At 44.6% G+C, this 22,672-nt stretch carries 15 protein-coding genes and 3 pseudogenes; 8 read left to right on the forward strand and 10 right to left on the reverse strand.

Annotated features, from left to right (window positions below; genetic code table 11):
• Positions 1–2: 2 nt before the first annotated feature.
• Together XPG1_RS12400 and tssI are read right to left on the reverse strand one after the other, a co-directional pair.
• Entirely contained in the window at positions 3–833 is an 831-nt protein-coding gene (locus XPG1_RS12400; protein ID WP_045959332.1) for a DUF4123 domain-containing protein, read from the reverse strand.
• Complete coding sequence (tssI, locus tag XPG1_RS12405; RefSeq protein ID WP_045959333.1) at positions 830–2,842, reverse strand: type VI secretion system tip protein TssI/VgrG; 2,013 nt, start codon at positions 2,840–2,842, stop codon at positions 830–832. Before tssI ends, XPG1_RS12400 begins: the two co-directional genes overlap by 4 nt.
• 657 nt (positions 2,843–3,499) lie before the next feature.
• Between tssI and mutS the strand changes: the two genes are divergently transcribed.
• Entirely contained in the window at positions 3,500–6,061 is a 2,562-nt protein-coding gene (gene mutS, locus XPG1_RS12410) for a DNA mismatch repair protein MutS (protein ID WP_045960746.1), read from the forward strand.
• A gap of 17 nt (positions 6,062–6,078) precedes the next feature.
• On the forward strand, positions 6,079–6,873 hold the full coding sequence (gene miaE / locus XPG1_RS12415) for a tRNA isopentenyl-2-thiomethyl-A-37 hydroxylase MiaE (protein WP_231853019.1): 795 nt from the start codon (positions 6,079–6,081) through the stop codon (positions 6,871–6,873).
• Between the two features lie 139 nt (positions 6,874–7,012).
• Here the strand turns inward: miaE and rpoS are convergent, their stop codons facing one another.
• The 8 genes from rpoS to ftsB form a co-directional block, all read right to left on the reverse strand.
• Positions 7,013–8,008 carry an RNA polymerase sigma factor RpoS gene (gene rpoS, locus XPG1_RS12420; RefSeq protein WP_045959334.1) on the reverse strand — a complete coding sequence of 332 codons (996 nt, stop codon included), beginning with the start codon at positions 8,006–8,008 and terminating at the stop codon, positions 7,013–7,015.
• A gap of 53 nt (positions 8,009–8,061) precedes the next feature.
• Positions 8,062–9,132, reverse strand: a complete 1,071-nt coding sequence (nlpD, locus tag XPG1_RS12425; protein ID WP_045959335.1) for a murein hydrolase activator NlpD — start codon at positions 9,130–9,132, stop codon at positions 8,062–8,064.
• Positions 9,133–9,277: 145 nt separating this feature from the next.
• A complete protein-coding gene (locus XPG1_RS12430; protein ID WP_045959336.1) occupies positions 9,278–9,904 on the reverse strand; it encodes a protein-L-isoaspartate(D-aspartate) O-methyltransferase in 627 nt (208 codons plus the stop codon).
• The gene (gene surE, locus XPG1_RS12435) at positions 9,898–10,662 is read right to left on the reverse strand and encodes a 5'/3'-nucleotidase SurE (RefSeq protein WP_045959337.1); all 765 of its coding nucleotides are present in this window, start codon (positions 10,660–10,662) and stop codon (positions 9,898–9,900) included. Before surE ends, XPG1_RS12430 begins: the two co-directional genes overlap by 7 nt.
• A gap of 345 nt (positions 10,663–11,007) precedes the next feature.
• Positions 11,008–12,057: a tRNA pseudouridine(13) synthase TruD gene (truD, locus tag XPG1_RS12440; protein ID WP_045959338.1), complete on the reverse strand. Its 1,050-nt coding sequence runs from the start codon at positions 12,055–12,057 to the stop codon at positions 11,008–11,010.
• Positions 12,058–12,078: 21 nt separating this feature from the next.
• Positions 12,079–12,552, reverse strand: coding sequence for a 2-C-methyl-D-erythritol 2,4-cyclodiphosphate synthase (ispF, locus tag XPG1_RS12445; RefSeq protein WP_010845610.1), 474 nt, complete (start codon positions 12,550–12,552; stop codon positions 12,079–12,081).
• Positions 12,549–13,385, reverse strand: coding sequence for a 2-C-methyl-D-erythritol 4-phosphate cytidylyltransferase (gene ispD / locus XPG1_RS12450; protein WP_045959339.1), 837 nt, complete (start codon positions 13,383–13,385; stop codon positions 12,549–12,551). Before ispD ends, ispF begins: the two co-directional genes overlap by 4 nt.
• A gap of 52 nt (positions 13,386–13,437) precedes the next feature.
• Complete coding sequence (gene ftsB / locus XPG1_RS12455) at positions 13,438–13,740, reverse strand: cell division protein FtsB (protein WP_045959340.1); 303 nt, start codon at positions 13,738–13,740, stop codon at positions 13,438–13,440.
• Between the two features lie 206 nt (positions 13,741–13,946).
• Between ftsB and XPG1_RS18540 the strand changes: the two are divergent.
• The 6 genes and pseudogenes from XPG1_RS18540 to XPG1_RS18650 form a co-directional block, all read left to right on the forward strand.
• Positions 13,947–14,060 (forward strand): annotated as a pseudogene (locus XPG1_RS18540) (IS5/IS1182 family transposase); the annotation flags it as partial.
• A 634-nt stretch (positions 14,061–14,694) separates the two neighbouring features.
• A complete protein-coding gene (locus tag XPG1_RS12460; RefSeq protein ID WP_045959341.1) occupies positions 14,695–15,189 on the forward strand; it encodes a VapA/VapB family virulence-associated protein in 495 nt (164 codons plus the stop codon).
• Positions 15,190–15,462: 273 nt separating this feature from the next.
• Positions 15,463–15,637, forward strand: a pseudogene (locus XPG1_RS19020) (IS5/IS1182 family transposase); the annotation flags it as partial.
• A 471-nt stretch (positions 15,638–16,108) separates the two neighbouring features.
• Positions 16,109–17,206 (forward strand): hypothetical protein, encoded by a 1,098-nt coding sequence (locus tag XPG1_RS12465; protein WP_045959342.1) that lies wholly within the window; start codon positions 16,109–16,111, stop codon positions 17,204–17,206.
• Positions 17,207–17,414: 208 nt separating this feature from the next.
• Entirely contained in the window at positions 17,415–22,478 is a 5,064-nt protein-coding gene (locus XPG1_RS12470) for an RHS repeat domain-containing protein (protein ID WP_045959343.1), read from the forward strand.
• A 32-nt stretch (positions 22,479–22,510) separates the two neighbouring features.
• Positions 22,511–22,624 (forward strand): annotated as a pseudogene (locus XPG1_RS18650) (IS982 family transposase); the annotation flags it as partial.
• Positions 22,625–22,672: the final 48 nt, after the last annotated feature.

Consider the following 22,672-nt stretch of genomic DNA (forward strand, 5'->3'; position numbering starts at 1 on the left):
GGTTAAAGAGGCACTTGCCCCATTTCTTGGATTAACAAATTTTCTGCTCGCATATGCCCCGGCTGGTTATATTCAGTTAATTGGGAATATATCGCAGTCGGCAGATCATCAATCGTGAGGTAATGCCGCGTAATAAAGAGCTGAAGTAATCCGCGAACATTGCGATCATCGGTAATGCCGTTCTGGTTAAACCAGTCAAAAAATTGCCGGGCACACTCCACCGTGTCAATATGAGGGATAAAATCAAAATGCGCCTTTTCCAGCCATCCCGGGATCATACTGGCCAGTTTCTTGATATAACGCGCCGTGAAAACAGCCTGTATTTTCTCCAACTGAATGTCGGTAATGGCGAGCATCTTACGCTTGCTGGTTGCACCGGCAGGAAAAGGTTCTCTGATTTTAGCAAAGTTATCCGTACGTTCTTCCTCGAGGTAAAGGGTTGTGATCCGCGTGATGGGGCCCAAAAAACAATGCACTTCCCAGTCACTTAATACCCCGAGAAAATCCCAGATATTGCGGGGATCATAAAAACGGAAAAAAACCGGTTTTTCCTGTTGCGGAAGCAGAACTTGCAGGTATTTTCGTAAATGCTGGCGCACGGTTTTCATGTCCGCCGCACTATGAACGAAAATTCCCCACGGCGTTTTGCAACATTCCAGCCAGATTTTGACTTCTTCAGTGACCTGTACCAGATAAGGAGCGATTTCCACCAGTTCGGGCTGGAGCGGTTCGCCATAAAGACAGGCGGAAGGCGGATCATAACGCGCCAGCATCAAAAACAGATCGGATTCCGCCGCACCATCAATAATGGCGTAGAGCTTTTCCTGACTCATTCCTGTTTCTCCTGCTCTTTCATTGGGCAGTGAGCGACAAACATGGAACCTTCACTGGCTGCCGCCAGCAGGATGGCCGGGTTGGCCGGTGCCAGTAAATCACCGGGACTGCCACCGGAGTTCAGGTTGATGGCGGCCCCTTTGATATCAATCCCGCCGGCATGAAGCACAACAAAATTCCCCCCAACACTCAGGGTGATTTTGCTGCCACTTTGCAAAGTCAGATCGCCCTGCGCATCCACACTGACGATACCCTGAATTTTTTCAGCCAGATCGCCTTTGAGCTGTAATGAGCGGTCACCGTCAATCTGTTCAATATAATTACCCGTGGTTTTATGATCCTGCTGACCTTCCACAGTCACCTTGCGGTTATTGGCTATCACCAGTTCATCGTCATGACCAATGTGGGTTGTACGGTCATAGTTGATCCGTTCTCCCCGGGAATTGCGTACCTGAATGGCGAGGTTTTTCTGTGCGTGGATAAAGACCTCTTCGCGATCTTTCTCATCTTCAAAGCGCAGTTCATTAAACCCTTCACCTTTGTGGGTTTTCGAGCGGATCGACATCTGGGTTTTCGCCATTGGCAGGCGGTTCGGCGGGATGTTGTTGGCGTGATAAGCCCGCCCGACAATAATCGGCTGGTCGGGGTCACCGTGGACAAAATCCACCAACACTTCGTGTCCGATGCGCGGAATAGCAATCATCCCCATTAATTGCCCGGCCCACGCCTGGCTGACCCGAACCCAGCAAGAGCTGCGGTCATTAAATTCACCGTCTCTGTCCCAGTCAAACTGGATGCGAACGCGCCCGTGTTCGTCACAGAAAATTTCTTCCCCCTCCGGCCCAACAACCGTGGCAATATGCGGGCCTTCCATTCTGGGTTTTGGATAGGGCGAAGGCCGATACGAATTTTTCCGGCTGGTGAAGGTAAACTGATTGGACAGCCATGTGCCGCTATCGCCGGACGGGCTTTCGTCGGCTTGTGGTTGCCGGCCAGAATGGGTGATTTGAATAAGCTGCCATTGATCATTGAACGTTTCTCTGGGGTGATCAGTCAGATAAAAGAGCTGCCCCGGCCACATGGCGAAACAGTCCCCCTGACCGTTGCCACGCTGAGTGTCCCGGCGCAGATATTCCAGACGATACTGACTTGCCCGTTGCCCCAGTTCATCATCCTTATAACGGCTGGGAAAATCGTAATAGTGATAGCTTTTCAGGACACGTTGATGATCAAGATTGCGCCCTTCGTACCAGAATTCCCGATTCCAGCGCGGGTTTTTGAACGTTCGGTCTTTGGTGGTGATATTGGCAACCCCAACACGTTCTGACCAGCTCACTTGACGGATACCGGTTGTTTCACCTGTCACATCACTTTCCGGGCGATAAGGCACGGTTATCACCTGATTGAGAGACAGGCAGGAATCATGAAACATGATGCGTTGCTCGTGCTGAGCCTGATCGAAAATGAAATAGTAGAAAATGCCCTCATCAGCCAGCAGGCGTTGGATAAAGGCCAAATCACTTTCATCATACTGAACACAAAATTCCCGGGGAGGATGTTTATAACCGAGCGCAAAGAAAAAACGATGTACCCCATTTTCCCTGAGCAGAGTTTCAACGATATCCATAACGCATTGGTTCTGAAAGATACGGCTATTGACCCGTAAGGATGCCCGCCATAACGGGGGTTGAATGGTGATATGGTAGTGGCTGCAATGGCGTCCGGTTGATTGCAGGGAAAAATGCGTCACCATGCCGGTGATTTGTCGTTCAACTTGCCCGTTGCGGTGCATGGCAAAAGCAGCGCTTCTGTCGAGGACATCAGCAAAATTAATTTCCGGGGTTTTACAGATTAGTGTCGCTTCCAGTCGAAAGGGGGAAGAGAGTGACTCATGAAGTGAAAAATCAACAACTGCGAATGTTTGTTCGGGTAAATTTTCTGTCATCAGTGTGAATATTAAACCTGAGCGATCAAGTAGTTGATTGATTTTATCCATTACCCAGCTCATTTTTGTTCTCCATAATCTTTTGGTGTGTCAATCCTTAGTTACTGCCTGAATAGTAAACGCAATTTAGTAAAAAATTCCTATTGCATATTTTGAGTTCATTACAACAGGGCAGAATATAATAAAACTATTTATATGTTCCAGTGCGAATAAAAGTCCATCAGGAAAATTGTGATTAACTTCTCTAACTAAATAAAATCAGATAATTACATCACTTAAATTTCACATATTGCAATAGATTGCAATAATACTGATACGTTGCGCTTATCTTCTCTGATTTGACTGGCTAATACATTAACCAGACAAACCCGATATTCTGAAAAACACGGTGCCAGCACATGAGTCATTGAGCCACCTAAAAAAACACCATGTCATGATGTTTGGCATTAAATCGAGCCGCTTCGCAATCTCTCTGAATAGTGAAAAAATCTGATGCATTCCGGCGAAGAATCCTGCTAACCTAACGGCAAAACCTTCCTAATCTAATCCACAGATGAATCACACAGATTATCAGTGATAAGATAGCATTTTCGCCGGGATGAGGTTTGTTAGCGTTCCATCCTTAGCTGATTATATTTAAGTTTTGTCATTTAGATGGATTGACTGAGCGTCGATGGCCCAACTGAGTCAACAGGAATAATAGAATTGAATCAAATCAATATGAAAGAATCTCCAGCAAAGGATATCGATAGCCACACCCCTATGATGCAACAGTATCTGCGCCTGAAAGCACAACACCCGGATATCCTGCTGCTTTATCGGATGGGCGATTTCTACGAGTTGTTCTATGACGATGCCAAAAAGGCAGCGAAGTTGCTGGATATCTCCCTAACTAAACGCGGGCAATCGGCTGGCCAGCCTATACCGATGGCAGGCGTTCCTTATCACGCAATCGAAAACTATCTGGCAAAACTGGTACAGCTCGGTGAGTCTGCTGCACTCTGTGAACAAGTGGGCGATCCTGCCACCACGAAAGGCCCGGTTGAACGCAAGGTCGTGCGGATTGTCACGCCCGGTACAGTCACTGACGAAGCGTTATTACAGGAACGTCAGGATAATCTGCTGGCCGCGATTTGGTATGATAGCCAGGGTTTTGGTTACGCAACACTGGATATCACGTCTGGTCGTTTCCGCGTTTCCGAAATGGCCGATGAAGATACCATTGCCGCAGAATTACAACGTACCCGTCCTGCTGAGTTGCTCTATCCTGAAACCTTTGAACATATGACGTTGATTGAAAGTTATCGTGGTCTGCGCCGACGTCCAATGTGGGAATTTGAGCTGGAAACAGCAAGACAACAACTGAATTTGCAATTTGGCACCCATGACCTGATTGGCTTCGGTGTGGAAAAAGCCACTCTCGCTCTGCGGGCTGCCGGCTGTTTGCTGCAATATGTCAAAGATACACAACGCACTGCCCTGCCCCATATCCGCAATCTGACCATGGAGCGCCAGCAAGACACGGTCATTATGGATGCTGCAACCCGTCGTAATCTGGAACTGACGCAAAATTTGTCCGGTGGTACGGAAAATACACTGTCCTCAGTACTGGATCAGTGTGTAACACCAATGGGCAGCCGCATGCTAAAACGTTGGCTGCATACGCCGATCCGTAATCAAGCTGTACTGGAGAACCGTCAGCAAGCCATTGCTGCGTTACAAGAAATCGGTGACGAATTACAGCCCTTTTTACGTCAGGTTGGTGACTTAGAACGTGTGCTTGCCCGTCTTGCACTCCGTTCTGCCCGCCCTCGTGATTTAGCCAGAATGCGCCATGCTTTCCAGCAATTGCCTGATATTCACCAAATCATGACATCCTCTGATTCCCCTTATATTCAGATGCTACAGCAGCGTGTCGGGCATTTTGATGAATTGCAGGCACTCTTAGAGAAAGCGATTGTCGAAACGCCCCCTGTTCTGGTGCGTGACGGCGGTGTCATCGCCACGGGTTATCATACTGAGCTGGACGAGTGGCGGGCATTAGCCGATGGCGCCAGTGATTATCTGGATCAACTGGAGATCCGTGAACGTGAAAAACTCGGTATTGATACCCTAAAAGTCGGTTTCAATGCCGTGCATGGTTACTATATTCAAGTCAGTCGGGGACAAAGCCATTTAGTGCCGATTCATTATGTTCGCCGGCAAACACTGAAAAACGCTGAACGCTACATCATTCCTGAATTAAAAGAATACGAAGACAAGGTACTGACTTCCAAAGGCAAGGCGCTTGCCATCGAAAAGGCGCTATATGAAGCGTTATTCGATTTGTTATTGCCCCATCTGGCCAATTTGCAAACCTGCGCCGAAGCACTGTCAGAGCTGGACGTATTAGCGAACCTCGCCGAACGCGCGGAAACCCTGAATTACACATGCCCAACATTATCGGATAAAACCGGTATCCAGATCACCGGTGGCCGACACCCGGTCGTCGAACACGTCTTGAGTGAACCGTTTATCGCGAACCCATTGGCACTCTCATCACAACGCCGTTTGCTGATTATTACAGGGCCGAATATGGGGGGAAAAAGTACCTATATGCGTCAGGCCGCGTTGATTACTTTGCTGGCCTATATTGGCAGCTTTGTCCCGGCTGAAAAAGCGGTTATTGGCCCTGTCGATCGCATTTTCACCCGTGTCGGGGCATCCGATGATCTGGCATCAGGGCGTTCTACCTTTATGGTGGAGATGACGGAAACGGCCAACATTTTACACAATGCAACCGAGCATAGTTTGGTTTTGATGGATGAGATCGGTCGTGGCACATCTACTTATGATGGTTTATCCCTTGCATGGGCTTGTGCGGAGAATTTAGCCAACCGTATCAAAGCCATGACACTGTTTGCGACTCACTATTTCGAACTCACAACATTACCTGAAAAGTTGGAAGGCGTCGTTAATATTCACCTTGATGCTGTCGAGCATGGCGATACTATTGCCTTCATGCATAATGTACAGGAAGGCGCAGCAAGCAAGAGTTATGGACTGGCCGTCGCATCATTGGCGGGTGTCCCACGTGATGTCATTAAACGTGCCCGTCAAAAATTAAAGGAGTTGGAATCTCACTCCAATCAGGCGGCAGCAAGCCACGTCGATACACCACAATTAACCTTGCTGACCGAAGAAACGTCGCCAGCAGTGGAAGCCTTGGAAAACCTGAATCCAGATACCTTGACACCACGTCAAGCATTAGAATGGATTTATCGTCTGAAAGATATGGTCTGACCATGGTCGGAATAGCAATGAATGGAACCGCGATGACTGGAGCCGCAATAAAATTTGATGCTAATCTGTTAGCCCCCATTTATCAGTTTTTACCGTGTGCCACCCCCGACGCGTGGGTAGAAAAAGCTCGGCAACCCGAAAACCTGCCGATTTTACTGCGCGATCATCTGCTATGTGAATTGAAAGCAGCACAAAGTGCGATGTTCTTAATTCGTAAATATGCGGTTGATCCTGAGAGTGCCGATACGTTACTGGCCTGGTTTCGGCCCTATGAGGATTTTGCCTATAAAAAAATTGGCGATATCAATTCATTAAAAGGGAAAAACCAAGTCACCAAGCAAATTATTGCCCGAGTAAAATCACCTTATAGTCAGGATCTGATCGATAAGATGGTGCTATTGATTAAAGAGGAGTTGCACCACTTTTATCAAGTCTTGGAAATCATGGATGCCAGAAAGATAAGCTACGACAATATTAGCGCCAGCCGTTATGCCAAATCGCTCTTTCAGCATATCACTCACCACGAACCTCATACGTTAGTCGATAAGTTGATTATTGGTGCTTATATTGAGGCTCGTTCATGTGAACGTTTCGCTAAATTGGCACCCCATTTAGATGAAGATTTAGGTAAGTTTTATATTTCTCTACTTCGTTCAGAAGCCCGCCATTATCAAGATTATTTAGCCCTGGCTCAATCGATATCCCAAGAAGATATTACAGCAAAGATAAATTATTTTGGTCAGATTGAAGCAGCACTCATTCAATCCCCTGATCATGATTTCAAATTTCATAGTGGTGTTCCCGTTGCCTGATATTGATAAATAAAATCCTCAGTCACCCATGAATATAAATAATCAGTAGATAAATAAAAGGTGGGCAAAATAAGCCCACCTTAGAATTATTATCTAATATACTTGCGTTTTTCTGTTGCAATTTATCAGATATAAAAATTTATGTATGAAATAATGATTCTATATTCAAGCCTTGGGTATGCAATATATCCCTAAGACGACGCAATCCCTCAACTTGAATCTGACGAACTCTCTCCCTTGTCAATCCTATTTCTCGCCCAACATCTTCCAATGTTTCTGCTTCATATCCAAGCAGGCCAAAACGGCGGGCAAGCACTTCACGTTGTTTGGCATTTAATTCAAACAACCATTTCACAATGCTCTGTTTCATATCATCATCTTGAATGGTTGTTTCTGGCCCTGAATCATTTTCATCAGATAAAATATCTAATAATGCTTTATCTGAATCCCCACTAATGGGTGTATCGACAGACGTAATACGTTCATTAAGCCGCATCATACGGCTGACGTCTTCAACAGGTTTATCCAGTTTTTCCGCAATTTCTTCAATACTGGGTTCATGATCCAATTTATGCGCCAGTTCTCTTGCCGTACGTAAATAGACATTCAACTCTTTGACAATGTGAATAGGCAGACGAATTGTGCGAGTTTGATTCATAATGGCGCGTTCAATGGTTTGACGAATCCACCATGTTGCATAAGTAGAAAAACGAAAACCTCTTTCCGGATCAAATTTTTCTACTGCACGAATCAACCCAAGGTTACCTTCTTCAATCAGATCTAGCAGTGCTAGCCCGCGATTACTGTATCGGCGGGATATTTTTACCACCAACCGCAAGTTACTTTCAATCATGCGTTGGCGTGCGGCAAGATCACCCCGCAATGCTCGTCTGGCAAAAAAAACCTCTTCCTCTGCTGTTAGCAGAGGCGAGAAACCAATCTCGCCCAGATAAAGCTGTGTCGCATCGAGAACCCGTTGGTTTACCTCTTGCAATACATCCAAATCTTCATCAAGATCAGTGACATCACCTTCATCTTTCAGCAACGCTTCATCAAAGTCATCGGCTTCCATGCTATGTTCGTCTAAGTCCGCATCATCATACAACTTATTAACTTTAAGCGTACTTTGGCTCATCAGCTACTCCTACCCATGATAATGCGGGCAGGAACTTCAGATCCTGCCCCGGTTTATCGCTGCGGAAGATAACGCAGCGGGTTTACGGATTTTCCCTTATAGCGAATTTCAAAATGCAATTTTACTGAACTTGTTCCAGTACTACCCATCGTGGCAATCTTTTGTCCCACTTGAACATTCTGCTGATCACGGACCAACATGGTGTCGTTATGTGCATAGGCACTTAGGTAGTCGTCATTGTGTTTTATAATTATTAAATTTCCATATCCACGTAATGCATTTCCGGCATAAACAACTTTTCCACTCGCTGTTGCAAATACGGGTTGACCACGATCCCCCGCAATATCAATGCCTCGATTTCCTCCTTGAGCATCGGAGAAACCAACAATCATTTTTCCTTTTGCTGGCCACCTCCAATTATTAATAGTGTCAGTACCATTAATAGCGCTGTTTATTCCCGCATCTGCCGCTGCAGGTGATTTTGAAACGGCATTATCACCAGAAGAAACAGTTTCTTTTGGCAACATATTTTCTGATTCTTGTCTATCAATATTTGCAGGATACGCATTAATTTTTTGAAAATCAACCTGCTTAATTTTAGATTGGGTACTATTTGATGCTATTAATACACCATTTCTGGAGGTTGCATTGCCTATTTTTAGTACTTGCCCCACTTTTAAGTTATAAGGCTCTAAAAGATTATTTTTGTGAGCAAGATCACGAAATTCTTCGCCTGTAATCCAGGCGATGTAAAATAACGTATCGCCGTGTTTAACGGTATAAGTATTCCTGCTGTAGCTCCCTTTCGGAATATTCTCATAGTTGCGGTTATAGATAATTCTCCCTTGAACCTCCCTGTCAGCAGCAGCATCATTCACTGGTATACGGTGTTTGACAGCACGATTATCTGACGTGCGATTCGTTGATATTGGGGGAGAAGAAGATGGCATAGGTGTCGAAATTGATGATGGTTTGGAGAGTAATCCTCCACTATTTTTCTTATTATCGATAGTAACTATCGGGGCTGGACGATTTGGTGTATTACTGCAACCGACCAGCACAGCCGCCATCACGGTACTGGCTATTATCCACTTCATTTTCTTCACTGTTTTTTTTAAATTCATACCCTATTCCCCTATAAAGGCAAATATCAGTGTCAATGATGACTTATAAAGAATTTAGAATCATAAAAGATTTAAGGCTAACTATTTGCTTAAATTAAGAAAAATAACAGCTAATTTTAAAATACATCTCAAATAAATTAGCTAATTATGCTAGCTCGCCTTGAATTAGAGGTACAAAACGGACAGATTCAACAACATCGCCATGAAAATCATTCCCATAACGGTGTACCACTTTCAATAATTGTGTGTGCTCACCAACAGGTAAAACCATGACGCCGCCATCGGCAAGCTGATGGAGCAATGCTTGTGGGATCTCTGGTGGTGCTGCGGTGACAATAATGGCATCAAAAGGGCTTTTTGATGGCCATCCTTCCCACCCATCACTATGGCGGGTTGAAATATTGTGTAAGTCAAGTTGCTTTAATCTGCGCTTAGCCTGCCACTGTAACCCCTTAATCCGCTCAACGGAGAAGACATGCCTGGCTAAATGAGCAAGGATGGCGGTTTGATAACCGGAACCGGTTCCGATTTCCAATACATGGGATTCCGGGGATAAATTCAGTAACTCGGTCATGCGAGCAACAATATAAGGCTGAGATATGGTTTGTCCATGACCGATTGGCAGTGCGGTATTTTCATACGCCTTATGTGCCAAAGCCTCATCGACAAAACGTTCCCTGGGTACGTTGGCAATCACCTCTAACAAATGCTCGTTATGAATTCCTTGCTGACGCAATTGCGCCAGCAGATTTTTTATTGAGCGATTTAGCATTCTCCAACATCCCCGACTTTTGCCAACCAATCATTGATTAATGCTTGGGCTTGATAGGCGGTTAAGTCTACCTGCAAGGGTGTAATGGAAACAAATCCTTCTTCTACCGCAGCAAAATCTGTTTCAGGCCCAAAATCACGTTTTTCTCCCGGTGGACCTATCCAATAGAGCATATTGCCTTTGGGATCGGCCAGAGTATAGACATTTTCAGCCGCACTGCGACTACCACACCGCGTCACCCGAAACCCTTTGATTTGCTCAATGGGGATATCAGGCACATTAATATTCAGAATGTTACCCGCTCTCAATGGATATTTTTGTAGCAAAGCCAATAAACGCAGCGTCACGTCTGCGGCCGTTGTATAATGTTTGTCACCATTAAGTGATATTGCCAGTGCCGGCAATCCCAAGTGACGTCCTTCCATTGCAGCCGCGACGGTGCCTGAATAAATGACGTCATCACCGAGATTAGGGCCGCAGTTAATACCTGAAACGACAATGTCAGGACGAGGATGAACCAGATTATTGACGCCCAAATAGACACAATCCGTCGGTGTTCCTTCCTGAACGGAAATATCGCCATTTTTCAGTGTGTTGATGCGTAAAGGACAATCCAGTGTTAAGGCATTCGACGCACCACTACGGTTACGGTCAGGTGCAATCACCTGAACATGATAGTGTTTACGCAATGTCGCCGCTAAAGTTTGAATACCCGGTGCGGTCACACCATCATCGTTACTCAGCAATATCCGCAGCATTAATATATCTCATTGATTTAATTATTAATAATATGTATTGATACGGTAACTGACCCTGTATGTTGTCCATGGGTTTCGTGTAACCGATACTTAGACGATATGAGAGTCATTAAAAAATCGATTGATCTTAGCATGAGGCCGCCAGTTTTGTAGAGTGCTTTGCATTCAGCCCCTCTCAATGACCATCGGCAACCTCAAGGAAAGCTATTTATTGTAGAATTCAGCGACACTCATTTTCAGGAAAAATGCAGGACAGCGTCGCCAAGATACCCAAATGCATCACGTCTTCCTGATGTATCCTGGCATACAAATATGATGAACGTGTTGTGTGATTAGCTGATGCCATTATTCCGTCATATCCACAGTATTACTGTGATCCTGACTGAGCAGTTCCCTGACAACACTGGTTGCAAAACTCCCTGATGGCAGAGAAAAATGGAGAATAACGGTTTGATCATCACGCCAGTCCCAACGCAGGTTAAGCGGTTTCACTAACATTGCCCGGCGACTGCTTTCCACCCGTTCACGTTTGACCAATGCCCAAAGCGGTTCATAATCCAATAAGCATTGTTGTTCAAAATCCAACGCCTGATGTTGCGTTCCCAATGCATTGTCACCCGGTAAAGGCGCCGTTATCTGTAACTCACCTGCCATGACTCGCTGCTGTAAGGCAGATAATTCAGCCTCATCCGCCACAAACCAGCTACCGCGCCCTGTTAATTGTAATGCATCTCCCTTTTTTACCTGTTGATGTTCATGCTGGGCGATGCGTGTACTGGTGATAGCATTAAACATGGCACTACGGCAGGCTGAAAGGTAAAAACTACGACGGTTACGCTCTTTAACATGGATTTCATTGGCCGCCCAACGCTGAGCCTGAACCAAATTTTGACCATCCCGCCCAAAACGCTGTTCACCAAAGTAATTGGGTACACCAGCGTGGGCGATTTGCTGCAAGCGTTTTTCCACCCATTGTCGATCAGAGATTTCTCTTAATACTAACGTGAAATCATTCCCTTTCAATGCCCCAATCCGTAGCTTACGTTTTTGGCGAGTCACGGCCAACACTTCACAACCTTCCAGTTGAAATGCTGCTAAATCCGGCGTCTGTTTTCCCGGTAAATGCAGGCAAAACCACTGTTCCGTAACCGCATTGCGGTCTTTTAATCCCGCATAACTGACAGCGCGCGCCGGGATTTTGGCAAAACGGGCAAGGTGATCCGCGACAAATTGGGTATTACAGCCCGTTTTACGGATATGTACCATTAAGTGTTCACCTTCTCCCTCAGGGGAAAACCCCAAATCTTCGCGAACAATAAAATCTTCTGGCGTGGCTTTGACAATCCCCGTTGCTTCCGGTTTACCAAACAGCCAATGTAATTCACTCAATGTCATCTTTATTCTTTTTTAACCTGTTTATTCTTTTACCAACAAAGCGACAGCTTCGCAGGCAATCCCTTCTTTACGACCAACAAAGCCTAATTTTTCGGTGGTTGTCGCTTTAACATTAATGTCATCCATATGGCACTCAAGATCCTCGGCCAGATTAACCCGCATCTGTGGAATGTGCGGTAGCATCTTTGGCGCCTGTGCAATAATAGTGATATCCAAATTACCGATTCGGTAGCCTTTTGCCCGAATACGACGATAGGCTTCTTTCAATAGTTCACGGCTATCCGCGCCTTTAAAAGCAGGATCGGTATCAGGAAATAATTTACCAATATCACCTAAGGCGGCAGCACCCAGTAGCGCATCTGTGGCAGCGTGCAACGCGACATCGCCGTCAGAATGGGCAATTAATCCTTGTTCATAAGGAATACGAACCCCCCCAATCACTAATGGCCCTTCTCCACCAAATTTATGCACATCAAAACCGTGTCCAATTCTCATTCAATAGATTCCTTAGATTTTCGGGATAGGTAAAATTCAGCCAGTGCCAAATCTTCAGGTTGAGTCACTTTTATATTGTCGGCCCGTCCCTGGATCAAGACAGGACGATAACCACAATATTCCAGTGCGGAAGATTCATCAGTGATACAGGCTTGTTCTGCAAGTGCTTTGATCAAGCAATCACGTAATAGTAGCAAAGGAAATAATTGTGGGGTCAGCGCATGCCAAAGCCCGTTACGATCAACGGTATGATCGATCAAGGTATGGGGAAGCATTATTGATGCTGATATTTTTTTCACCGATGACGATACCATGCGTTTCATCGTATCCCTTACCGGAGAAGCCAAAAGACCACCGCAGACGTCAGGCGAGGCGCTAGCGTGATCGACAAGTTGTAGCAGATTATCGAGATCCGTTCTCTGCAAGCAGGGGCGGGCAGCATCATGCACCAAAACCCACGTTGTTTTACTTGTAGGCCAGCTTGCCAGGTAATTCAATCCGGCCAGGACGGAATCAGCTCGCTCTTCCCCCCCCATAACGGTTGTCACTCTTGGATCAGAAGCGATAGGCAATCGGGCAAATTGGGTATCAACCGGATTAAGCACAATGATAATACGTTGTATACGAGGGTGCTCAAACAGTGCTGCCACAGTATGTTCAAGAATCGTTTTTTGGGCAATTTCAAGATACTGCTTTGGGCAATCGGATTTCATTCGACTACCAATACCTGCGGCAGGAATCAAGGCGACGATGTCAGTTGTGTCAGGATCTTCAACAAGGGTTTTGTCGGAAAGAAAAACATCAGCAGAGGAATGAGGTCGTGGATTATTCATTGCCATTAATTATTACTTACTGTTTTAATTTAAAAAAACTGAATCTCAAACGCTATTTCGAGTGATGTTTCGAGGCGTCTGGTACGATACGATAAAAGGTTTCATCCGGCTTAATCATACCCAATTCATTACGCGCGCGTTCTTCAATGGCTTCCATATTACCTTGAAGATTTTTAAGATCTTTGACTTCAGCAGTGAGCTGCTCGTTACGAGCCTTAATTTTAAGCGTATTTACCGCTTGTTTTTCAACGTCGGCCTGAACCCTCATATAATCGTAAATGCCATTTTTGCCGAGCCACAGCGTATACTGCAACCACCCCAGTATCACCAATAATAGTAGCGTTAATTTGCCCATATCCCCCCCTAAAAACCCGTTAATCATCCCACAACTAAAAGAATGATGCCACTGACTCTCAAAAAACCCGTTATCAGATCACTTATAAGGTGATTCATTGACAAAACCGCACCTGAATTCCCGGTAAAACGTGTTTAACCATAAACTTAATAAGCTGATTTCATGGTATACACAGCAAAATAAGGAATACATTGGATGAAATGAGAGTTGAAAATGCTTTTCTTCGCCTTAAACGCTGGCGTGGCATCGCGACTCGTTATACTAAAAAAGGTACATCGTTTCTGGCTGCTGTCCAGATCCGCTGTCTTGCGCTTTGGTGAAGTATCTCATGGCGATATTATGTTAATTTTTTAAAATTATTTTTAATTTCAATTAAATGATGAAAAACAATAAAATGATTATTAATTTGTTTTTCAACTTCCATGTAAATTTTATAATTTATTGTTGAAATTACTCCAATGTGTACTAATATTTTAAAGTATAAAGAAAAGACTATTTTGCACGGTAAACAGTAAAATATGACCTTGTATATATGGAGAGTGAAATAAGTCGCTATAACGTTAATATTAATGGATTGCAATTCATTTAATCTGTTAAATTTTAACATAATTTTCAATTATTGCGTCAAGTTTTCTGTATATTCATTAATGCTTTTTAAATTAAAGCAAGTGGAGTGATTTTTCAGAATAAAATCCAAATAACAATGATAAACATATTGAAGGATGGATAATTTATTCATTGTTAGATAATGTTTATAATGAGATGAGAAAAATTGATTGTTATGAAAAATTGACTCATATTTACATCTCAGGCAATTATCACCGTTAAGTGCGTATGGATTTATCCTATATATTAAATGGAGATATCTATACATAAAAAATAATAAATATTTTTCAATTGATGGATTGATGCATGAAATATCCATCACATTAACTTTTAAATAAGGTGGCCGTTATGTCTAAAATAAACACTGAAATTTATTCTGCATTCACAGATGAAACCAAAGATTCAATAACACGCAGTTTCAACCTTTCAATGCAAGATAAATTATCTCCTGATGAACTTAAAAAACAATCTAGTGAGCTTTTTAGCGTAAATAAAATTGCAATAAAACTAGATGCCGGTGCGTATATCATTCACAAAAATCTTTTTCAGACAGCTGTCACTGTGAGGGTAGAAGAAGAACCTAATATTTATTCTAAGAGGTTTAAAGGCGTGGGATCGGGGATCATTCTTGGACTCGCGGGATTATATTGGGGGGTGATATATTCTGACGTTGAGCCTGATACCCTTTTTAATACTACAAATAATTTTTGGGCAGGTTCAGCCATAGGCGGATTGTATGTTGGGTTCTATCATGACTCTTGGAAAATGGCATATTTTTTGGCAGCAGGTCTGGCGTTTATAGCTGGAGCCTGTGCTGGAGATGGACGTTTTTATGATATATAATCTCTACTATTCATTGTTAATTGGATTGTATAGTTGAATTTTTAATCTAAGAATCTATATATTAAATTTTAAAGCATAAAATAATTCTTAATGAGAAAGCTTAGTTGTTACTTGGTGAATATAAATACAATTTATTGTGGGGATGAAGAACATTATTTCTCAGATGATTTTTTTATTCTTAGTTGCTGACCATCTACAGTAAAGATGGTCAGCAATAGGGCTGGGTCACTCACGCGGTCGGTAATTGTCAACATATTTAGCACCAAAATAGTTGGCACCAAAATCCCCCCGGCAACCGAACAAAAGGGTTTTCCCCTCAACCTGCTTTTGACGGCGGAGGCAATCTCATGAAAGTCAATCCACCCTCCCTTTGCTCGACGGCATTGGCGTACAACACAAAAACGGTTTCATGAAACGGCGTGGCAAAACCGTGCTGGCAGATCAAAGCGGGTACAAAGTGACTTCAAATCAAAGTATATTGGTTATGCTGCATAAATGATGTATTTTGCCGCCGGGTTAATAATGAATTTTCATCATTAAATAATATTATGAAAAAATATATCATTAAATAATATTATGAAAAAATATATCATTAAATAATAATTTGTTACTATTTTTATTTTAACTTCTATCTGGAGTATCAAGTAATTTAATTAATGTAATATTTGTTTTTATGATTTATTCTTGAAGTATTTCAAGGTTGGGTCTAGTATTTATATATACCTAATGTGAACAATGGAATGTCGCTATATTATTCTTTAAAATCGTATTGGTGGGAGAATATCATTAACGATAGAAATTTCTATTGTTAATAGGATTGTATCTAATAGATCCCTGGTTATATCCTAATGGAAAGAACAAGGTTACATTAAAAGGATAATTCGTTTTTTTCATTCTTGCTTTTCAAAGGGGAATTATAATGAATACACAGCAAAATAAGAGTTTTTCAAAAGAAATCAAGGGACTACCAACCTTTAATCTCGTATTATCTGATGGCAGCATGAATGGCGAGCTGTTTGCCAATGGAAATATGCAAGTTGGTATCATTATTAATATACGAGCTGCGACTGATAATAATGAGGATATTGTACAACTATCTCCTGAACAATTAGATAGTATTGAATTAGTTAATAAAATAACCCGCGAAAAATTATCGGGTGAGTGGGAATACAGTTCTGAGCCAAACGATTACTTTCACCAGTTTCCACGCAGTGGTACAACAAGAGAAGCAAATGTATCATATGGAAGAGACACCGCCAATGATGACAATGAACCCCAATTAAAAATTTATTGGCTGAAAACAAAAAAAATTGAAACCATCGAGATAATAGCAAGAGTAACATTGGATGGAAAAACATTTTTATCAGATGATTCTCATCATAAGGGATCACATATTGTCGTTACAAGCCATCGACCAATCATTTATCATGCTGATAGTCTGATGTTACAAATTGAAAATCAAGTCGCTTATGGCACATATGAAGTTAAAGAGACCGTTGTTATGTATGATATTTTTGGAACACACTCGTCGGTTACATATAAATACCCGAATTGGACTCAAAATAATTATTATCTCATCCCTAAAGAAGGTAATGGATTTGCAGTGCATGATGTTGATATTCAAAACACCATAAACGATGATGATCCTCTTCAATATAATTACCGAAGATTTACCCATCATACAAAAGGTGACAATTTTTACCTTTGGTTTATTTGGGGGACATATAGCGCTAAAAGAACGGCTGGAGCAGCTTATCGAAGCTTAACACTGGAGCCCATGTCTCATAGTAGCAGTGTAACAAGGGAAGCAACCCCACAAGAGGAAATACTCACAACACCACGCACTGATGTTGTGAGTTTTAGTCGGCTTTATTTCGAAAGTCCAGCAGTTAATTTTTGGGTTGATAAACCAGATCAAATCCCAAAATTCAAATTCCGTGATATCTATGGTAATGAGTCTGTTTTTCTAAAAGTTATCATGGATAATGCAGATTCATTTCATCTACAAGAGGGCTGAATGGTATAATTTCTATTTCATACCCTAGAGATAGAGGATATAAACGGAAATATTAAAAATAGGATTATATTTCAATTATTATTTTTAAACCTAAATATTATTTAATGTTTTATCTGGCTATTAACCTTATTTATTCATGATATTAATTGTCATTTAAATAGCGATTTATGACTACCATAACATTCTGCCCTTAAAAAAGGTGATGAAGATGAATAATAATTTTTTCTCTCAGGCGGCTAATTTTCAGAGCACGGCGGCGGGTAGTGTCGATCCGCGTACCGGACTATTTAATTACGTGATGCCGGTGGCTCACCTTATCGGCAATAACCGTCTTGGTCCAGAGCAAATTTTCGCACTTACTTATAGTCCCCTCAACGGGGTGGATAGGGGATTTGGCATCGGTTTTTCCCTGGGACTCACTCAATATGATGCCAAAAACCGACTTTTAATGCTCTCAACGGGTGAGCAGTATAAAGTGTTTGAAACGGATGAAAAGGTCACTTTAAAACAATATAAACAGGATGTGGTTCGCTTTGAAAAGGACGTCGAGCAGAATGTCTACCGAGTGACTCATAAATCCGGTCTGGTGGAGATCCTCAACGGTTCCCGGCATCTCTATGATCTCAAAGTGCCTACTCAAATAGTCAACCCGTTGGGATATACCCTAAAACTGGACTGGGTTTATGATACGGAGAGTATACCCCGTCTTACTGCTGTATCGGACGAAGGGCAGATACTGTTAAAAATCCATGAAAAAACGGCCGCCTATACCTATATTACGGTCTGGCCTGAATCATCGGAATCTTATGGTATCCGGTTACTTTTTGAGAATGATAAAGTCACTCAGATTAACAATGAGACGAGTAACCAAACGTTAATCTGGAAGCTGGAATATGACTCAGACAGCGGTTTTTTAACCCGAGTTTTATCTCCGACAGGCAACACTGAATTTGTGGATTACGATTTTGACGGTCATCAGTTTCCCGAAGAGGCAGATTTGCCGCCTTTGCCGTATGTCACCCGGTACATACAACATTCAAAACAAAATCCTGAAATCATCAGACACTATGAATATACCGAATCTAATTTTCTGGGTTATGGGAGTAAAGAGAGCTGGAATGAGGATGAAGATTATCTCTATGGTGTCCTGACAGACTATCACTACGGCTCAACTGAATATTGGGACAATGGCCATGAGCAGCGTAGCATTACCCGACTTTACAATAACTACCATCTGCTGATTTCAGAAAATGTGCAACAAAACAGCTGCCAGCGGCAGCATGAGACGAAATATTATGCCCGAATAGGGCAGACATTTGATGAACAGCCGAAGCAGTTCCAGTTGCCGGAATCCGCCACGGTTCGCTTTATCAGCGACAGCGGTCAGCGAGAGGAAGAAACCCAAACCGAGTTTGATTCGACAGGCAATCCCACCGTCCAGATCGCGTCGGACGGTACTCGAACGGCGTGGGATTATTATCCGGCAGAGGGGGAAGCGGGTAAATGTCCGGCTGATCCACACGGGTTTGTTCGTTACGTAAAATCCAAAACGATCACTCCGCCATCGGCAGAGGGCTATAACGATGTGCCTGTTTATCAGGTGATCTACCACTATGATCCATTATCCACGCGCCCTGGCAGTTTGACCGATTATGCGGTCGTTTGTGCCTGGCAGGGGGTGTACAGTGACGGTCAGCTGCTGCACGCGAGTCAGACCCGGTATATGGATAAGGAGGCGTCTCCCCATCATGGGCGGGTGGCGTCCATTGAAGAGACCGTGTACAGCATACCGGAGGCCGGTTCAGCGGCAACCGTCCCACACTGGACAAGTCAGAAGACCTTCAGCTATATCCTAAAAGAAGGGAAACTACAGCGTACTATACAGTGGCGTGGGTATGACGGACTCACCGCAGTCGGAACACAGGTTAAATCGTGTTTCAGTGGTAAAGTGTTGCATGAACAGGATCCGCTGGGTTGCACGATCCATTATGACTACGATGATATCGGACGTTTACTGAAACAGGTGAATAATGCCCACACCCGTTATGCCCGGGAAACACAGTATGCCTACACCATTGAAGAACAGCCCTGGGCGGTCACCACTGCCCAGCAGGATGTCTGGGGCAATCAGGCCCGGATCCGATTTGACGGACAGGGACGGCCCTGTCATCAGGAAATACTGGCGAAGGGGCAGGAAGCGCAAGGCTGGTTTCGGGTGTTTGACACTGAGTATGACAGCTGGGGGCGGGTAGTTGTCCAGAACGCCTATGATTGGCTGCCTGTGGGCACAGACCCGGAACAGGTTGAGCCGATTTCTATCCGTCAGCAGGTCACCTATGACAACTGGGGGGAGCTCTGCCGGATAACGGATGGGACAGGCAAACGAGTACTGAAGGATTACGATCCAGTGACCCAGACAATCCGCAGTACGACGGAAGCGGATGGCCTGCTTTTCGGCCACACGGAAACGGTGTTCGATCTGCGGCATCGGCCACTGACGGTGACCCTGTACGACAGTCAGGGCAAACAGGCAAGTCAGCAACGGTATCATTACGACGGTTTGGGACGGTTGCGGGCTACGGTGGATGAACTGGAACAGAAGACCGAATACACCTATGACGTGTTTAACCGGATATCAACTATCCAGTACAGTGATGGTACGGTAGTCCGGAAATGCTATGCGCCATTCAGCACCGACAACCTGCTTACGCAGATTGAAGCAGATGGGAATGTGCTAGGTAAACGTGAGTTTGACAGCCTACACCGGATGATATCGACCACAGTTAGTGGCCGCACCTACCTCGCCACCTATCAGGAAAGTCTTCCTGCGCCTGAGACGGTCACCGACCCGCTCGGGCAGACCGTACACCATCAGTATGAACCCCTGCTCGGCAACGCTCTGCTCCAAATGACGGCGCAGGGCATCAAACAACACTTTACCTATGATACCAAAACCGGCGTGGTGGCCGGGGCGGTAGCGGAACAGCAGACGTCCCGGGTATTCAAGTATACGCCTGCCGGGCAGTTACAACAGGAAACCGTACGTTTTGATGATCCCGGTGCCGGTGCTGCCCGGAACACCGAGTACATTTATTCGCCGGCAGGGAAATTGACGGCGTACCGGGATGTGACAGGAAAAACCCACCAGATGCGTTTTGACACGCTGGGGCGTCCGATTGAAACGACAGACGAGGCGATTAGCGTGACATACCGCTATGATGCCGCTAGTCGAGTGTACAGCTGGACAGTACACGACAAAGAAACTGAGCAACAGCTGATCACAACCCTGACATGGGATGACTTTGGTCGGGAAATAGGTCGCCGGATTGAAACCGGCACGGAAGTTCTGACACAAGAGCAGACCTATACGATCACCGGTCAGCTGGCGAGCAGGATCACCCATTCCCAGCAGGTTGGGTTGTTACGTCAGGAAAGCTATACCTATGATATTGCCCGTCGCTGGCTAACGGAATATCAGTGTGCGGGGGCAGAGTGTCCGCAGGATGCGTATGGGATGTCTCTGACCTGCCAGCAATTTACCTATGACCGGCTGGGGAATATCCTGACCTGCGTTACGACGTTGTCGGACGGTAGCCGTGATATGGCTACATTCAGTTACAGTCCATCAGATCCCTGCCAGTTGCAGCAGATTACTCACACGCACCCGGAATATCCGGCTATTATCACACTGACCTATGATAAGGCTGGCCGATTGATCCGGGATGAGGCGGGGCGTGAACTCACCTACGATGCTCTGAGCCGGCTGGCTTCAGTGACGCTTAAAGATAACGCCAGCCGTTATGGGTATGATGCGGCTGGCCAGCTGGTGCTACAACAATTGGGCAGCGAACAAACCCGTGAACTGTACTATCAGGGCAGTGTCCGGGTGGCGGAAGTGCTGCGCGAAAGCGGGGCAGAAACCCGGCTGGTGCACGCAAACGGAGTACCAGCGGCGACATTGACCGGACGTGGTGCGTATTTGCTGGGTACGGACAGGCAGGGCAGTGTGTTGATGAGTCAACAAAATACAGACACACTGACCCGTTATTGCTTCACACCCTATGGGCAGCAGGCGGCAGAAGCGTGTAACCCGGATCTACCCGCTTATACTGGTGAACGGTTAGACCCGGTGGGAGGTGGCTATCATTTGGGGAATGGCTACCGCACGTATAACCCGGTGCTGATGCGATTTACAACGCCGGACAGTTTAAGCCCGTTCGGTGCTGGTGGTCTGAACCCGTATGTCTACTGTCTGGGCGACCCGATCAACCTGAGCGACCCGAGCGGGCATATGAGTCTGGGGAGTATTCTTGGAATTGTGTTTGGTACGATTGGTCTGATCGTGGGGGTGGCGGCGGCTATCCCGACTGGCGGGGCGTCTCTGAGTATCGGGGCGGCGATTTTAGCCGGCGTGGGTTTTCTGGGAGATGCAACGGGTATTGCCAGTGCAGCAACTGAAGAGAGCAATCCGCAGGCATCGGCAGTACTGGGCTGGGTGTCTTTAGGGCTGGGCGCTGTGAGCCTGGGGAGCGCGCTACTTGGCGGACTGGCTCGGGGAATGCGACAAGTAGATAAACGGTTGGTAAGCAGTTTTGCGCAGGGGCTGAGCGGAAGGGGTGCCGCTGCCGCGGGAGGAAGTGGTCTTCACACTACCGCTATGGCAGGTGCTCAGGCTGTCAGAGAAACAACGTATGTACGCGCTTTCAGAGAGATTAAAAACTTACTGGGTAGTGATGTTGTGGAAACCATAGGTAATAGCCAGATAAATAATATTGAGGTTAATTTGGAGACGCTTAGTAATAGGGTTCAACCCCAGAGTTATAGTACAGTGTTCGGAAATATTTTAAAATTAGGGTTTTGGGAAACCTCCCCAGGAAGTAATCTATGGAGAATAGATAACACTGTGGCACTCAGGTCTTTTCCTGGTCAAAGCACTCATGTGAATATAACAAGTGATATTTACCTAAAGTTATATGCGCAATATATTACTGACGTTTGTGCTGTAACGCATACTTCCTATATTAATTCAGCGCGTTCAATGATTGATTTTTACGTAGCAAATGGAACGCACTTTAATGAGAATATGATGTTAACAATACAACTAATCTGGGGGTACTCCGAATATACGCATAGCGTAGCGTTTAAAGATTGGCTAGTCACTGAAATGGCACTAAGATTTCCTTCCAGGGAACAAGATATACTAGCAAGTGGTACCCGTATTCCAGCCGACGACCCAAATGCCCTTTGTTCATTATATAATAGCTACTTTTAACCCGATTTTTGGATAAGAAATCGAACTAATAAATTTCTCAAATAGGGCACTCTCACCACCGAAGTATAACAGGATGTCTGTTGACCATTTTAGGGTGTGTGATTGCTGACCACCTTAAATGGAAGAAACCGTCACTGAAAATTTTCAGTGACGGTTTAAACGAAATTCGGGTTAATGACATAGAGTGTTTTTTT

This window comes from Xenorhabdus poinarii G6 (genome assembly GCF_000968175.1).
GTDB lineage: Bacteria > Pseudomonadota > Gammaproteobacteria > Enterobacterales > Enterobacteriaceae > Xenorhabdus > Xenorhabdus poinarii.

Excerpts from the sequence above, each read along its gene's own strand:
- XPG1_RS12400 (WP_045959332.1), bottom strand. The coding sequence starts at position 833 with ATGAGTCAGGAAAAGCTCTACGCCATTATTGATGGTGCGGCGGAATCC.
- tssI (WP_045959333.1), bottom strand. The coding sequence starts at position 2,842 with ATGAGCTGGGTAATGGATAAAATCAATCAACTACTTGATCGCTCAGGT.
- mutS (WP_045960746.1), top strand. The coding sequence starts at position 3,500 with ATGAAAGAATCTCCAGCAAAGGATATCGATAGCCACACCCCTATGATG.
- miaE (WP_231853019.1), top strand. The coding sequence starts at position 6,079 with ATGAATGGAACCGCGATGACTGGAGCCGCAATAAAATTTGATGCTAAT.
- rpoS (WP_045959334.1), bottom strand. The coding sequence starts at position 8,008 with ATGAGCCAAAGTACGCTTAAAGTTAATAAGTTGTATGATGATGCGGAC.
- nlpD (WP_045959335.1), bottom strand. The coding sequence starts at position 9,132 with ATGAATTTAAAAAAAACAGTGAAGAAAATGAAGTGGATAATAGCCAGT.
- XPG1_RS12430 (WP_045959336.1), bottom strand. The coding sequence starts at position 9,904 with ATGCTAAATCGCTCAATAAAAAATCTGCTGGCGCAATTGCGTCAGCAA.
- surE (WP_045959337.1), bottom strand. The coding sequence starts at position 10,662 with ATGCTGCGGATATTGCTGAGTAACGATGATGGTGTGACCGCACCGGGT.
- truD (WP_045959338.1), bottom strand. The coding sequence starts at position 12,057 with ATGACATTGAGTGAATTACATTGGCTGTTTGGTAAACCGGAAGCAACG.
- ispF (WP_010845610.1), bottom strand. The coding sequence starts at position 12,552 with ATGAGAATTGGACACGGTTTTGATGTGCATAAATTTGGTGGAGAAGGG.
- ispD (WP_045959339.1), bottom strand. The coding sequence starts at position 13,385 with ATGAATAATCCACGACCTCATTCCTCTGCTGATGTTTTTCTTTCCGAC.
- ftsB (WP_045959340.1), bottom strand. The coding sequence starts at position 13,740 with ATGGGCAAATTAACGCTACTATTATTGGTGATACTGGGGTGGTTGCAG.
- XPG1_RS12460 (WP_045959341.1), top strand. The coding sequence starts at position 14,695 with ATGTCTAAAATAAACACTGAAATTTATTCTGCATTCACAGATGAAACC.
- XPG1_RS12465 (WP_045959342.1), top strand. The coding sequence starts at position 16,109 with ATGAATACACAGCAAAATAAGAGTTTTTCAAAAGAAATCAAGGGACTA.
- XPG1_RS12470 (WP_045959343.1), top strand. The coding sequence starts at position 17,415 with ATGAATAATAATTTTTTCTCTCAGGCGGCTAATTTTCAGAGCACGGCG.